The following is a 15,292-nucleotide window of genomic DNA, read 5'->3' on the forward strand; positions in this document are numbered from 1 at the left end:
GCTGATTTCACGCCCAAGTCACGGCAAGGGTTGAATGCCTAACCACAACCTTCGCATCTCTAAATAAACTGGTTGGTGATGTTGTCTGGATTCTAGAACCAGCCGATTGCACGATAGACATGAAATTGTGCGATCCCGATCAGTTCATGCAACGCGATCTCCGCACTCACCAGATTGTCATAACGCGGTAGTACACCAAGGTGTGCGCGCCGCGCGTTCGAAATCATCGGTTGCGGTGCGAGGCCGAAACGGTGGAAGTCGAGCATGGCGCGCGGCATCTGGTAGGCGGAGGTAATGAGGATCAACGAATCGTAACGTGAGCCCTCCAGAACGGCGGACACGTTGCGCGCGTTTTCATAGGTAGTGCGGCTGCTGTTTTCCAGCACGATGTCCGCGCGCGGCACCTGCTGGCGCAACAGATAAGGCAGATAGGTATCGGCCTCGGTCGCGCGATGCCGCTGCGGATTGCCGCCGCTCACGATGACATGGCATATGGCCGCGGCACGTTTGCAGGCGGCGTAGTTCTGCGCGCTCGCCATGATGCGCGCGAGCACGTCGCGGGGGGGTACGAGCACGTGGTCGTCGTCATAGACCGTGCCGCCGCCCAGCATGATGATGGCAGTGCGCGGAGCGAATCGGGCGGGCGTATCGGTCTGCCAGCGCGGCTGTGCGAGATGCAGTAAGGGTACGGTAAGCCAGCCGGCGGCGAGCAGCCAGAACAAGGCAGCGGTGCAGACGGCGAGCGGCCGTCTGGCACGCTTCCATAGCACGATTGCTGCAAAAAAAAGCGCCAATAAAGTGAATAGAATCAATTTAAATGGGGTAACGTATGTCTTTCGGGACAAATCTACGAGCTTGCTATCGCGCCGCAGCGGTTGCATCGTCGGTTCGTGGACAGAACGCTAACATGGCGTTCAGACGGGGGTTCCGAAAACGAGACCAGGCAGCACCTGGCGGAATTCGGCTGCACCAGTGGCAGCCAGCTTCCAGCCAAGGGCGGGTGCTATGCGCGTCACTGGTGGCGCGGTGACGTGTTGGCATGGATGTGTCATAGCTGCACTTTAAGAAAGAAGTGAGATGACCACGTATTCCAACGAAGCGGTACTTGAAGCGCTGCGGCGGGCGCAATATCGCCAGGTTCCATGGGCCAGAAGGCCGGGCGTCTTTCAATATCTTCGCGCACTAGGCTTGATGGACACCGTTCGGCAGCGCACTGTCGCACCGGCTCCGGGTTTTCATGCACCGGTTGATATCGCCGTGCTCACCGAGCGGGGCAGAGCGGAGTTTGCGCGGCTCGCACACGACGAGCGCCTGCTCAGCTGGACTGCACAGCGAATGAACGACTACGTCGTGGCCACAGCCGACACGCGGCCTGCCGCCGCGCTCGAAGTCCGGCCATAGGTCCGGCAGACTGGCAGGCATTATTTCCCGGCCGCTCGACGCGGCCGGCGTGATTCCATTGCTCCGATCTTCTGCTGTGTAATCCACGTGTGGCACATCGGTGCCGCACCGGACGCTTTGCGCATCTACACGCGCTGGTTACGCACAATAGCTGCAAGAAAGGCTCAAAAAAAAGCCCGTATCGCGAGGATACGGGCGTACCGGAATTACTACTGCCACGCTGCGCTAATGGCGCTAAATCAGACTGCCATAAGGCGGGGTGGTTCCCCCAATTAATCAATATCCGCAACGCTGTCTTGCGGGCGGGCGGAGAATCGCTGTCCATACGCTGAGCATGGCTAATGCCGACGCGTCGGATCCTGGCGAGGCGCCTCCGGCCGTGTGCGCACGTTGCTGGCGATATCGCCGCGCAAATCCCCGCGCGGCGCGGGCGGCGTGAAATCGCGAGCGTGCGTGTCGCCTTGCTGCCAGGCTTCGACGGTGGCCGCACGATCCGGCCGCCAGTTCCAAGCCTGTTGGCGCTGCTGTGCGAGCGCCGGTGCGGCCATCGATGAAACGACAATGCCGCACAGAAGCAGTGACATTGGTTTCATGCTGAGCTCCCGTCAAGCCGATTGACTCAAGGCCTGTTTGCATACACATAAGGTATGCCCAGTCGCGAAAGCACGCTGTAAGTAATAGTAAATGGATGTTTCACCAGCAACTAACGCGCTGCTTCAGACGTCTGAAGCAGCGCACAGGCAGGCTGGGTGTAACAGGAGGGACGACTATGCTAGGCGCGCCGGAGAGCGGTGCCCATGACTGATGCGTCGAGCGCCGGCTTGCAGCGCACGGCGACCCGGGGAACAGATATATGCCGGGCGCCCGTAAGCGCCCGGCAGTGAGGCAGTGAAGCAGTTCGCGTCAGGCCATTTTGACCGGAGCGCGCCACGATTCCGGGTTGGTCCAGAACGCGCCGCGCAGGCGGTCACGGCTCGGCGGTGCCGGCGGTTTCGCAGCGGTCGCGCCAATACGGCCGCGCAGCGAAATTTCGCGGCCGCTCGTGCCGAGTCGCTTAACTATTTCGGCGAGCGTACCATCGGCTTGCCACTCGTCGAAGCGACGGCGGCAAGTCGGCGGCGACGGATAACGGCCCGGCAGTTTGGACCAGCCTTCGCCTGTCGACAGCACCCACAGCACGGCGTTGACAACCGCGCGCGCTTCTACGCGTGGCCGACCGCGCCGTTCGCTCCGTGCTGGCTCCGCACAGAACAACGCCTCGACCAGCGCCCACTCGTTGTCTCTCAAATCGTCGAACAGCATCATGTTTCACCTCAGCGAAGCTAACTCCGGTGCGCTGCCCCGCGCCGCGCACTCTCCATGCACTCGATAGGCGAGTGCCAAGGAGGGTCGGGCTTGCCACGGTCTGCTATGCAGTCAGAATCATGGCGCCGACCCTTGTGTGCAGGTAAATGCAGGAAGTGTGCCAAGTTGAGTCCAACCGCCTGAAAGCCCCGTGACAGCGGGCCAGCGCGGGCGCTAGCTAGGGGCGTATAAGAATCCAAAAAACCCATCTCGCAAATCGGGACAATCACCAATCTTGTGCAATCAGGCCCGACCAGCGTGCGTTCGCGCCTTATTGCTGCATTGCAACGCAATAGTGAAAAACGAATGTGGTGCTGACTTTCGCCATACAATGCGCATCAAATGATGCAATTGATGAGGTTGGTAAATGAATGTCACGCTGCGCCAGCTAAGGGTTTTCATCGAGGTCGCCCGTCTGCAAAGCTTCAGCCGGGCCGGCGATGAAATCGGCCTGACGCAGTCGGCCGTCAGCCGCTGCGTGCGCGAACTGGAGAGCGAGATCGGCCTCAAGCTGATCGATCGCACCACCCGCGAGGTGCGGCTCACGGATGTGGGCGGCAACCTGGTGTCGAGCGTGTCGCGTCTGCTGACGGATCTGGACGACGCACTGCGAGAGATCCGCGAAATTGGCGAGCAGCGTCGCGGACGGGTGGTGGTGGCCGCGAGCCCGACGGTGGCGTGCCGCCTCATGCCGCGCGTGGTGGCCGCGTGCGGGCAGCAGTTTCCCTACGTCGCCCTGGGTTTGCGCGACGACGTGCAGAGCGACGTGGTGCGCAAGGTCAAGTCGGGCGAGGTCGACTTCGGCGTGATCATCGGCCCGTTCGCCGCTGACGACCTGCTCAGCGAATCGCTGATGACGGATTCGTTCTGTGTCGTTTGCCGCGACGATCACCCGTTGGCGGCACAGGAGCGGATAGCGTGGACGGATCTGGAAGGCCAGCAGCTCGTCATGCTCGACTACGCGTCGGGCAGCCGGCCGATCATCGACGCCGTGATGCAGGAATACGGCGTGAGCGCCACGGTGGTGCAGGAGTTGGGGCATTCCGCGACCGTTTTTGGGCTGGTCGAGGCGGGCGTCGGCGTGAGTGTGCTGCCGTGGCTGGCATTGCCGCTGCCGGCGGGGGCTTCGCTGGTTGCCCGGCCGCTCGTGCCACGTGCCGAGCGAACGGTCGAACTGGTGCGCCGGCGTGATCGCTCGCTTTCGCCGGCGGCGGAGGCGGTGTGGGGGCTGATTCGTCAATTGCCGGGGCGGGCGGAGGACTTGGCCTAGTGGTTTGGGGTGCGGTGAGCGTGATGTTTCCCGGAGCTTGGCGAGCGCTTGTTGGGGAGGTGGTGCGCGTTGAATGGCCCTTCCCGTGGTTGATCGTCCACGGAGATTTCGAGGCGGCGAATGCGCAGTCGGCGGCTTTGAAGTTAGCGAATTCGCGTTCGGCGTCCTTAAGTCCGGCGCTCATAAACCGGGTGCTCTTAAACCAGGCGTTCTTAAATCCGGCGCCTTCGCCGTCTCGAAACGAAGCGCCACGCTAAACTGTCGCCTCCGCTGAATTTCACTCCATGCCCTTCACCCGTCTGGAAGCATCAATGAGCGAATCGGATCTGCCTGTGCCATCCATCCCTAATGCGCGCGACGCCGTGCGCGCGCTGCGTCCTTCGCAGATCCGTGAAGTCGCCAACGCGGGCTTCGGCGTCGACGACGTACTGCCTTTCTGGTTCGGCGAGTCCGACCGCGTCACGCCGGCCTTTATCCGCGACGCCGCGAGCGCAGCGCTGGCCGCGGGCGCGACCTTCTACACGCACAATCTGGGCATCGCGCCGCTGCGCACCGCGCTCGCGGGCTATGTCAGCAACCTGCACGGCGCGACGTCGCCGGAGCATATCGCGGTGACGAGCGCGGGCGTCAATGCATTGATGCTTGCGGCGCAACTCGTGGTGGGCGCGGGCGACCGCGTCGTCGCGGTTACGCCGCTCTGGCCGAATCTGGTCGAGATTCCGAAGATTCTCGGCGCGCATGTCGAAACCGTCGCGCTCGGCTATGGCGAGCACGGCTGGCAGCTCGACCTCGAGCAATTGCAGGCGGCGCTGACGCCCGACACGAAAATGCTGCTGATCAACTCGCCGAACAATCCGACCGGCTGGGTGATGAGCCGCGACGAGCAGCGCGCCGTGCTGACGCATTGCCGCCGCCACGGCATCTGGATCGTCGCGGACGAGGTCTACGAGCGCCTTTACTATGCGGACGCCGATCCCGCCGATCCCGAGGCGCCCCCGCGTACCGCGCCGTCGTTCCTCGATCTGGCCACGCGCGACGAACGCGTGATCTGCGTCAATTCGTTTTCCAAGGCGTGGTTGATGACAGGCTGGCGGCTCGGCTGGATCGTCGCACCCGCCTCGTTGAAGGACGATCTGGGCAAGCTCGTCGAATACAACACCTCGTGCGCGCCGGCGTTCGTTCAGCACGCGGGCATCGCGGCCATCGAGCAGGGCGAATCCTTTACGCGGGAACTGGTGCATGACCTGAAAGCGTCGCGCGACCATCTGGTGCGCGCGCTTAGCGCCGTGCCCGGCGTCGACGTGAAGGCGCCGCCAGGCGCGATGTACCTGTTTTTCTCGATGCCCGGCGCGGCGCACAGTCTGGAGCTGTGCAAGGCGATGGTGCGCGGCGTGGGACTCGGCGTGGCGCCAGGCAGTGCGTTTGGTCCGCAAGGCGAGGGCTTCGTCCGCTGGTGCTATGCCTGCGACACGGCGCGGCTGGACGAGGGTGTCGAGCGTCTGAAACGGTTCCTCGCGCAGCAGACGACGGCCCGCTGACTGCGGGGCGGAAAAGGCGGCTGCGCAAAACAATTTTGAGCAAACTTGAGCAAAGCGGGGCGAACAACAGCCGAAGAACGCGGCTTTCCGTCCAATTAAGCCTGTTTTTTCGCCAAAGCACGTCCGTCAAGGCGGCGCCGGAAAATGCGCGGGGGATTTCATCTTTACGCACTGATTGTTTTTGCGTAATATGGCGCTCAGTCACGCGATTCCTTTCAGGAATATCGCTGCTCCGTCCGGCTGGGTTTGGTTCGATTGTCTGTTTCGCCTCCCCCCGGTGCGTGCTCCCATCAATATGACCGATCAGAATCGGGCGAGCGCGTCTTCAGTTCCACATCGTCTGTTTGATCCGGTTCTTTGACCACAGGGTCTGACCTAGCTGCATGAATACCCAAGAGGCGAAGATCGTCCTCGAGACTGCCTTGATCTGCGCGCAGGAGCCGTTAAAGCTCGGCGAGTTACGCAAGCTCTTTGCCGACGGCGTGTCGGCAGACACCGTTCGGACTTTGCTCGAAGACCTCAAGCAGGATTGGTCTGGGCGCGGTGTGGAGTTGGTCGGGCTGGCGTCGGGCTGGCGGTTTCAAAGCAAGCCCGCAATGCGTTCGTATCTGGATCGCTTGCATCCTGAGAAACCGCCGAAATATTCGCGCGCGGTACTCGAAACGCTCGCGATCATTGCCTACCGGCAACCCGTCACGCGTGGCGATATTGAAGAGATTCGCGGCGTTACGGTGAATACGCAGGTCGTCAAGCAGCTCGAAGATCGTAACTGGATCGAAGTGATCGGTCATCGTGACGTGCCGGGCCGTCCCGCGCTGTACGCGACTACGCGGCAGTTCCTCGACGATCTCGGGCTGACGGCGCTCGACGAATTGCCGCCGCTTGCGGATCCGTCAGCGCAGTTGAACGCGGATCTGCTCGGCCAGCATGCGATCGAGTTCGCAGACGCCGATACCGTGCAGGCCGTGACCTCGGACGAAGATGGCGCGCTTGAAGAACAGGTGGATTCTGGCGTAATTGAAGCGGGCGCTGCCACTGACACGGTTGTCGGCACGGCTGCGACTGGCGAGTTGCAGGATATTTCTCCGGCCGTGGGCGAGCCGCTGCAGTCCGGTTTCGCAGACGCAAGCGCGGATAGCCATGCCGATGATAGCCAGCCCGAGACGGCAGGCGAGACGTCGGGAACGGAAATCGCTGGCGAGCAGGCTGAAGCGCATCAGAAGCAGCACGCTGAGCCGGTGGAATCTGGATACGTGGCCGAAGTGGCCGGTAGCGCAGTGGAAATCGCACCGGCATCCGGGTCGCATCCGGACGCGCCTGGTGCGCCCGCCGCGCAGGAACATGCCCAAACGGCACACGTGGAACACGTTGCACCGCAGACCGGCTCCGCCGGGTCCGCAGAGAACCACGATCCGGTCTCCCAGACCGATCCGGCAATACCCGCGCACGACTCGGGCGTACTCCGCAATACGGAGCACGCCGCCGAGCCGAACCCGACCAAGGCGGCGCACGGCGATCCAGAGGATCGTCGCGATGCGGCGCAGGACGCAGGCATTCTGACCGACGACGAACCCGAGTCGCGCAGCGCCTGACGTAACCGAACTTTTTTTGCCACGCCCGCAACGGGCGTGCGCGACCTGACATTTTGAGGTTGTTTTGACACATACCCACGACACCGATTCGTCCGAATCCGAGCGCGCCGTGCCGTCGGCTCGCGCCGACGAAACGCGCACCACGCAAGCGTCGGCAGGCGAGGGCGAGCGCCCGGCGCAGACCACGGAAGCAGACGGTGAAGACCGTCCGCGCCGCGGCCTGCGTCGCGGGCCGCGCAGCCTGATCGCGCGGCGCCGCGCCGGCGCGAAGACGAAGGGCGCCGAAGGCGCCGCCGCGCAGGAGGCGCCGGTCGTCGGCGAGGCACCACCGGACGGCGAGGTCGTTGCGCAAGTGCGTATGCCGCGCAAGGATGCCGGTGCCAAGGGTCAGGGATCGCGGCGCAATGCAGGCGGCGCGCGCCGCGAAGGCGCACCGCGTGAAGGCGCCGCACGTGAAGGCGCACCGGGCGAAGGCCAGCGCGAGCGTCAGCCGCGCGAAGGCGGCCAGCGTCAGAACCGCCGCGGCGGTGAAGCGCCGGCGGTTGCGACGGAAGCCGGTCAGGACGATCTGTTCTCGTACGTCACGTCGCCCGCGTTCGACGCGGACAACAGCGCCACCGGCGGGGTGCGCGCTCCGATGCTGCGTCGTGGCAAGCCGGCCGCGCCCAAGCGCGTGCTCGCCGCGGACGACGACGCACCGAAGCTGCACAAAGTGCTGGCTGAAGCCGGCATGGGTTCGCGCCGTGACATGGAGGAGTTGATCGTCGCCGGCCGGGTGTCGGTGAATGGCGAGCCGGCTCATATCGGCCAGCGCATCATGCCGACCGACCAGGTTCGCATCAATGGCAAGCCGGTCAAGCGCAAGCTGGCCAACAAGCCGCCGCGTGTGCTGCTGTATCACAAACCGACCGGCGAAATCGTCAGCCATGCCGATCCGGAAGGCCGTCCTTCGGTGTTCGACAAGCTGCCGCCGATGAAAACCGCCAAGTGGCTGGCGGTCGGCCGTCTCGATTTCAACACGGAAGGTCTGCTGATGCTGACCACGTCGGGCGATCTGGCGAACCGTTTCATGCACCCGCGTTATAGCGTCGAGCGTGAATATGCGGTGCGCGTGGTCGGCGAACTGGCCGAAGGCATGCGTCAGAAGCTTCTGCACGGCGTCGAACTGGACGACGGCCCGGCGAACTTCCTGCGGATTCGCGACGGCGGCGGCGAAGGTACCAATCACTGGTACCACGTCGCGCTCGCCGAGGGGCGTAACCGCGAAGTGCGTCGTATGTTCGAAGCGGCCGGCCTGATGGTCAGCCGCCTGATCCGTACTCGTCACGGTCCGATCTCGCTGCCCAAGGGCCTCAAGCGCGGCCGTTGGGAAGAGCTGGAAGACAACCAGGTGCGTGCGCTGATGGCGTCGGTGGGTCTGAAGGCGCCGACCGAAGAGCGAGGCAGCCGCAACGCGGCGCCGGAGCGCAAGCAGCCGGATCCGATGCAAACGTCGATGGGTTTTATTAACCGTGAGCCGGTGTTGATGTCGCATGGCCGTTTCGATCAGCAGCCGCCACGCGGCCAGGGTCGGCGCGGTGGTGCGGCAGGCGGCGGTTTTGCTGGTGGCGCGGGCGCGGGTTTCGGCGGCGGCTATGGCAATCGCGGCGCCGGCCGCAGCGCCGGCGGCTTCAGCGGCCCGATGGGCGGGGGTGGGGGTGCGGGCGGCCCGCGTGGCGGCCGTGAAGTCGACGGCAACCGCGCGCCGTCGGGCAATGGCAATCGTGCGGCAGGCGGCGGCAAGCGTGTCGGCGGTGCGGGTGCCAATCCGGGCAATGGCGGCAACAACCGCGGGCCGGCCGGCAATCGGGGCGGCAATGCCAACCGCGCGGGCGGCGGAAACGCCAGCCCCGGCGGTGCAAATCGCGGTGGCGGCGCACCGCGCGGCCGTTCGCGCGGCCGTTGAGCAGTGGTCGTCGAGCGATAAGCGGGTCATGCATGGCGGTCGGCCACTGATCGTTCTTTAGCGATTGTCTCCAGCCACCGTCATTGTCGATCGACGCGACCTGAGTTTCGTGCCTCTCTCAGTTTTCATGCGGCACATAAAACCGTAGCCCATCGGTGGAAATGGGGGCGGATTTCACTTGCCCCGCCGGTCCCGTGTGAATACGGGGCGGCGCGAGCCGCCTTGCAAAAGGCCGGAAGTGTCGCCATATCGTTGCAGGATTCGCATGAAATCAAGCGGAAATGCGCGTTGGGCGGCGTTCTGCGGTTTGCGTTTGTCCTGAAAAATGGCTACAATCGCGAAGTCGCTGGGCGTGCGGCTTTTTATGTGCGGCTCAGGTGCGACCACCGGTAATAAGATGATGGGCGTTTAGCCCATTTTTTTTTGCCGCTCAGTTCTCAGTGGTTCGGCATCTCGGGTAGCACGAACGTGCGCCGGCTTGGCGCGCGGCCCGCATTGGTTGTTTGCAGAACAGGCGGCAGGCTCGCTGCGCGAACATCTAAGAGGGCATTGTGCAACTGACGGAACTGATTGAAACCACGGTCGTGGGACTCGGCTACGAGCTCGTCGATCTCGAGCGCACCGGGCGCGGCATGTTGTGTATTTATATCGACCAGCCGGCCGGCATTGCGATCGAAGACTGCGAGAAAGTCACGCGTCAGCTCCAGCACGTTCTGACGGTCGAAAATATCGATTACGAGCGGCTTGAAGTATCGTCGCCCGGTCTCGACCGCCCGCTGAAGAAACTGGCGGATTTCGAACGCTTCGCAGGCAGCGAAGTGGTAATCACATTGAAAAAGCCATTGGACGGACGGAAATCGTACCGGGGCATCCTGCATGCTCCGCAAGGCGAGACGATCGGTCTGGAATTTGAAGGGAAGGAAGGCGCCGCGATGCTCGATTTCACGCTCGCGGACATGGACAAAGCACGCCTCGTTCCGAAAGTTGACTTTAGGAGCCGCAAACAATGAGTCGCGAAGTGTTGATGCTGGTGGATGCGCTGGCACGCGAGAAGAATGTCGACAAAGACGTGGTATTTGCCGCGCTCGAAGCGGCTCTCGCTTCGGCCTCCAAGAAACTCTTCGAAGAAGATGCGGATATCCGCGTCCATATCGACCGTGAAAGCGGCGAGCACGAAACGTTTCGCCGCTGGAAAGTGGTGCCGGACGAAGCCGGTTTGCAGGAACCGGATCAGGAAATCCTGCTGTTCGAAGCACGCGAGCAGAAGCCCGAGATCCAGCTCGACGAGTACATCGAAGAGCCGGTGCCGTCGATCGAGTTCGGCCGTATCGGCGCGCAGGCCGCCAAGCAGGTGATCCTGCAGAAGGTGCGCGACGCCGAACGCGAACAGATCCTGAACGACTTCCTCGAGCGCGGCGAGCACATCATGACCGGCTCGGTGAAGCGCCTGGATAAAGGCAACTTCATCGTCGAAACTGGTCGTGTCGAGGCGCTGCTGCGCCGCGACCAGCTGATTCCGAAGGAAAATCTGCGCGTGGGCGACCGCGTGCGCGCCTACATCGCGAAGGTCGATCGCACCGCTCGCGGTCCGCAGATCGAACTGTCGCGTACGGCGCCCGAATTCCTGATGAAGCTGTTCGAGATGGAAGTGCCGGAAATCGAACAGGGCCTGCTGGAAATCAAGGCAGCCGCGCGGGATCCGGGCGTGCGCGCCAAGATCGGCGTGGTCGCATACGACAAGCGCATCGATCCGATCGGCACCTGCGTCGGCATTCGCGGTTCGCGCGTGCAGGCTGTGCGTAACGAGCTCGGTGGCGAAAACGTCGACATCGTGCTATGGTCGGAGGATCCCGCACAGTTTGTGATCGGCGCGCTCGCGCCGGCAGCCGTCCAGTCGATCGTCGTCGATGAAGAAAAGCATTCGATGGACGTCGTCGTAGACGAAAACGAACTGGCGGTCGCGATCGGCCGCAGCGGCCAGAACGTCCGTCTTGCCAGCGAACTCACCGGCTGGCAGATCAACATCATGACGCCGGACGAATCTGCGCAGAAGCAGAATCAGGAGCGCGGCGTACTGCGTGACCTGTTCATGGCGCGTCTCGATGTCGACGAAGAAGTGGCCGACATCCTGATCGACGAAGGCTTTACGAGCCTCGAAGAGATCGCCTATGTGCCGCTCAACGAAATGCTCGAAATCGAGGCATTCGACGAAGACACCGTTCACGAACTGCGTAATCGCTCGCGCGACGCGCTGTTGACGCTGGCGATCGCGAATGAAGAAAAGGTCGAAAATGTAGCGCTCGACCTGAAGAGCCTGGACGGTATGGACGCCGACCTGCTCGCAAAACTGGCCGAACATCAGATCCAGACGCGCGACGAACTCGCCGAGCTGGCTGTGGATGAACTGGTCGAGATGACCGGAATGGAAGAGGATGCCGCTAAGGCGTTGATCATGAAAGCACGTGAACACTGGTTCCAGTGAGAAATGACCATGGCGCACTAAATTGAAGCGGCCGTCAGGCCGCATGACCCGATGCTAACCGCAAGGAATCGGTCCTTGCATTAAGAGGAATGAATGGCGAGTAACAACGTAGCCCAATTTGCCGCGGAACTGAAAATGCCTGCAGGCGTGCTGCTTGAGCAGCTGCAGGCGGCGGGCGTCACAAAAGCGAGCGAAGACGACAGCTTGTCCGAAACGGACAAGGCGCGTCTGCTCGACCACTTGCGCAAGTCTCACGGCTCGACTGATGCTGACAAGCGCAAGATCACGCTGACGAAACGGCATACGTCGGAAATCAAGCAATCCGATGCGACGGGCAAAGCTCGCACCATTCAGGTCGAGGTGCGTAAGAAGCGCACTTTCGTCCGCCGCGACGAAACCTCCGCCGAAAACGGAGATGCATCGAATCATGTGGCCGAGGCCGACGTCGACGATCTCGAACTCCAGCGTCGTGAAGAGGAAGCTCGTCACGAAGCCGAACTGCTCGAAAAGCAGGCTCAGGAGCTGAAGGCTCGCCAGGAACAACTCGAACGCGAAGAAGCGGAACGTCAGGCGCGTGAAGCGGCTGCCGAAGCCGAGCGTCGCCGCGCCGAAGAAGAAGCAGCGAAGAAGCGCGCAGCGGCTGCGGCCGAGGCGGCGGCTCGCGAGCAGCAGACACAGGCTTCGAAGCCCGCGCAAGCCGCGCAACCGGCAGCCGCAAAGGCGGAGCCGGTAGTGGCCAAGGCAGCGGAGCCGGTGGTCGCCAAGCAAAGCGAGCAGGACGACGAGCGCGCTGCCGCAGAACGTGCAGCGCAACGCGAAGCCGCGAAGAAAGCAGAAGACGCAGCGCGTCAGGCTGCCGAGAAAGCGCGTGCCGAGCAGGAAGAAATTGCCAAGCGCCGTGCCGCGGCTGAAGCCGAAGCGCGCGCGATTCGCGAAATGATGAACACGCCGCGCAAGGCGCAGGTCAAGGCGCCGGAACCGGCACCGAAGCCCGCTGAGCCGGCCAAGGCCGCGGAAGCCAAAGGCACGCTGCACAAGCCGGCGCGTCCGGCGGGCGAGGCACCGGCCCGTCCGGCAGCCAAGAAACCGGCTGCTGCGGCTCCCGCTGCCACGACCACGCCTTCCGCCGGCGACAAGAAGAAGCCGGGCGGCGGCAAAGGCGGCTGGCAGGACGACGCAGCCAAGCGCCGCGGCATCAAGACGCGTGGCGACACGAGCGGCGGTGTCGATCGCGGCTGGCGCGGTGGCCCGAAGGGTCGCGGCAAGCATCAGGATCAGAACACCACGTTCCAGGCGCCGACCGAACCGATCGTGCGTGAAGTGCACGTGCCGGAAACCATCACGGTCGCCGATCTGGCGCACAAGATGGCGGTCAAGGCGTCGGAAGTCATCAAGTCGATGATGAAGCTCGGCCAGATGGTCACGATCAACCAGATGCTGGACCAGGAAACGGCGATGATCATCGTCGAGGAACTGGGCCACCACGCGGTTGCGGCCAAGCTGGACGATCCGGAAGCCATGCTGGTCGAAGGCGAAGTGTCGGATGCGGAATCGCTGCCGCGTCCGCCGGTCGTCACGGTCATGGGTCACGTCGACCACGGCAAGACGTCGCTGCTCGACTACATTCGCCGCGCCAAGGTCGCAGCGGGTGAAGCGGGCGGGATTACGCAGCATATCGGCGCCTATCACGTCGAAACGCCGCGCGGCGTCATCACGTTCCTCGACACGCCGGGTCACGAAGCCTTTACGGCCATGCGTGCTCGCGGTGCGAAGGCGACCGACATCGTGATTCTGGTGGTGGCAGCCGACGACGGCGTGATGCCGCAAACGAAGGAAGCCATCGCCCACGCGAAGGCAGGCGGCGTGCCGCTCGTCGTCGCGATCAACAAGATCGACAAGCCGGATGCGAATCCGGAGCGCGTCAAGCAGGAACTCGTCGCTGAAGGCGTCGTGCCGGAAGAATACGGTGGCGATTCGCCGTTCGTGTCGGTGTCGGCCAAGACCGGCGCGGGCATCGACGATCTGCTCGAAAACGTGCTGCTGCAAGCCGAAGTGCTGGAATTGAAGGCACCGGTCGACGCGCCGGCCAAGGGTCTCGTCATCGAAGCGAAGCTCGATAAGGGTAAGGGTCCGGTTGCAACGATCCTGGTGCAGTCGGGTACGCTGAACCGCGGCGACGTGGTGTTGGCAGGTAGCGCTTACGGTCGCGTGCGAGCCATGCTCGACGAAACCGGCAAGCCGACCAAGTCGGCGGGTCCGTCGATCCCGGTCGAAATTCAGGGTCTCTCGGAAGTCCCGCAGGCTGGCGAAGAAGTCATCGTCATGCCGGACGACCGCAAGGCGCGTGAAGTCGCACTGTTCCGTCAAGGCAAGTTCCGCGACGTCAAGCTGGCCAAGCAGCAGGCCGCCAAGCTCGAGAACATGCTGGAACAGATGGGCGAAGGCGAAGTTGCGTACATGCCGCTCATCGTCAAGGCCGACGTGCAAGGTTCGCAGGAAGCGTTGGTGCAGTCGCTGCTCAAGCTTTCTACCGACGAAGTGCGCGTGCAGATCGTGCACGGCGCCGTGGGTGGCATCAGCGAGTCCGACGTCAACCTGGCAACGGCTTCGAAGGCGGTCATCATCGGCTTCAACACCCGTGCGGACGCGCAGGCTCGCAAGCTGGCGGAAAGCAACGGCGTCGATATTCGCTACTACAACATCATCTATGACGCAGTGGATGACGTGAAGGCCGCGATGTCGGGCATGCTGGCACCGGAGAAGCGCGAAATCGTCACGGGTACGGTCGAAGTGCGTCAGGTCTTCAAGGTACCGAAGATCGGCGCGGTGGCCGGCTGTATGGTCACGGACGGCTTCGTCAAGCGCTCGTCGTCGGTGCGCGTGCTGCGCAACAACGTTGTCATCTTCACGGGCGAGCTCGATTCGCTCAAGCGCTTCAAGGACGACGTGAAGGAAGTCCGTCAGGGCTTCGAGTGCGGTATGTCGATCAAGAACTTCAACGACATCGTCGAAGGCGATCAGTTCGAAGTCTTCGAGATCACCGAAGTCGCGCGTACGCTGTAATTCACGCGGCACGGCTCTAGGGGGCGGAGCGGGCTTTAACGCCCGCTCCGCCCGTTGTTTTTGGTGCTACACGTTTGTCGCGCAGAGCGCCCGCCGTCAAGCTTTCGGTCGTTCGGGCCGCCCTTGATGCCGTCTGAATAAAAAGGCCGCACCAAGGCCCGCACCACGCCGGCGCGAATCACTTTTTTGCATCCGTTAGATGCGGATCACATAACACCATGCCTAAGAAACGTTCTTCTCCTAATCGCAACGTGCAGATCGCCGATCAGATCCAGCGCGATTTGTCCGAGCTGCTGCGCGAGGTCAAGGATCCGCGCATCGGTATCGTCACGATTCAAAGTGTCGAGCTGACGCCGGACTATGCACACGCCAAGATCTATTTCACGACGCTCACCGGCGATCCGCAACAGACGCTCGAAGCGCTCACGCATGCGGCCGGCCATCTGCACAATCAGCTGTTCAAGCGCTTGCATATTCATACCGTGCCGACGCTGCATTTCCATTACGACAAGACGATCGAGCGGGCTGTCGAGATGTCGCGTCTGATCGACGAGGCGAACGCCAATCGCGCGAAAGAAGACTGAGCGCGCTGTTAGCCGCGGCGCTCGCTGCCTTGCCCGAGTCGCCCTGCGCTCAGTGCTGTTTTCCGAATTCATC

Annotated in this window: 11 protein-coding genes and 1 pseudogene; 9 read left to right on the top strand and 3 right to left on the bottom strand. The window is 62.9% G+C overall.

The genetic code is table 11. The features are described from left to right. Nucleotides 1–92 precede the first annotated feature (92 nt). Nucleotides 93–812, bottom strand: a complete 720-nt coding sequence (locus PDMSB3_RS07670; protein WP_232064138.1) for a YdcF family protein — start codon at nt 810–812, stop codon at nt 93–95. Between the two features lie 265 nt (nt 813–1,077). On the opposite strand from PDMSB3_RS07670, the gene PDMSB3_RS07675 reads away from it, so the two are divergent. After that, on the top strand, nt 1,078–1,401 hold the full coding sequence (locus PDMSB3_RS07675; RefSeq protein WP_007182303.1) for a hypothetical protein: 324 nt from the start codon (nt 1,078–1,080) through the stop codon (nt 1,399–1,401). 338 nt (nt 1,402–1,739) lie between these two features. Here the strand turns inward: PDMSB3_RS07675 and PDMSB3_RS07680 are convergent, their stop codons facing one another. After that, nucleotides 1,740–1,994 (bottom strand): hypothetical protein, encoded by a 255-nt coding sequence (locus PDMSB3_RS07680; protein WP_007182302.1) that lies wholly within the window; start codon nt 1,992–1,994, stop codon nt 1,740–1,742. Between the two features lie 313 nt (nt 1,995–2,307). Then, nucleotides 2,308–2,703: pseudogene (locus tag PDMSB3_RS07685) on the bottom strand (transposase); the annotation flags it as partial. Between the two features lie 409 nt (nt 2,704–3,112). Between PDMSB3_RS07685 and PDMSB3_RS07690 the strand changes: the two are divergent. From PDMSB3_RS07690 to rbfA, 8 genes are all read left to right on the top strand, one after another. After that, a complete protein-coding gene (locus PDMSB3_RS07690; RefSeq protein WP_165185641.1) occupies nt 3,113–4,015 on the top strand; it encodes a LysR family transcriptional regulator in 903 nt (300 codons plus the stop codon). Between the two features lie 311 nt (nt 4,016–4,326). Then, entirely contained in the window at nt 4,327–5,553 is a 1,227-nt protein-coding gene (locus PDMSB3_RS07695; RefSeq protein WP_165185643.1) for a pyridoxal phosphate-dependent aminotransferase, read from the top strand. A gap of 383 nt (nt 5,554–5,936) precedes the next feature. Beyond that, nucleotides 5,937–7,145, top strand: a complete 1,209-nt coding sequence (gene scpB / locus PDMSB3_RS07700; protein ID WP_007182299.1) for an SMC-Scp complex subunit ScpB — start codon at nt 5,937–5,939, stop codon at nt 7,143–7,145. Nucleotides 7,146–7,209: 64 nt separating this feature from the next. Further along, a complete protein-coding gene (gene rluB, locus PDMSB3_RS07705) occupies nt 7,210–9,090 on the top strand; it encodes a 23S rRNA pseudouridine(2605) synthase RluB (RefSeq protein WP_007182298.1) in 1,881 nt (626 codons plus the stop codon). 551 nt (nt 9,091–9,641) lie between these two features. After that, nucleotides 9,642–10,100 (top strand): ribosome maturation factor RimP, encoded by a 459-nt coding sequence (gene rimP / locus PDMSB3_RS07710; RefSeq protein ID WP_007182297.1) that lies wholly within the window; start codon nt 9,642–9,644, stop codon nt 10,098–10,100. After that, entirely contained in the window at nt 10,097–11,572 is a 1,476-nt protein-coding gene (gene nusA, locus PDMSB3_RS07715; RefSeq protein ID WP_007182296.1) for a transcription termination factor NusA, read from the top strand. Before rimP ends, nusA begins: the two co-directional genes overlap by 4 nt. Nucleotides 11,573–11,665: 93 nt before the next feature. Further along, complete coding sequence (gene infB / locus PDMSB3_RS07720; protein ID WP_007182295.1) at nt 11,666–14,635, top strand: translation initiation factor IF-2; 2,970 nt, start codon at nt 11,666–11,668, stop codon at nt 14,633–14,635. Between the two features lie 218 nt (nt 14,636–14,853). Then, entirely contained in the window at nt 14,854–15,219 is a 366-nt protein-coding gene (rbfA, locus tag PDMSB3_RS07725) for a 30S ribosome-binding factor RbfA (protein ID WP_007182294.1), read from the top strand. The last annotated feature ends 73 nt before the right edge of the window (nt 15,220–15,292 follow it).

This window comes from Paraburkholderia dioscoreae (assembly GCF_902459535.1).
GTDB classification, from domain to species: Bacteria; Pseudomonadota; Gammaproteobacteria; order Burkholderiales; family Burkholderiaceae; genus Paraburkholderia; species Paraburkholderia dioscoreae.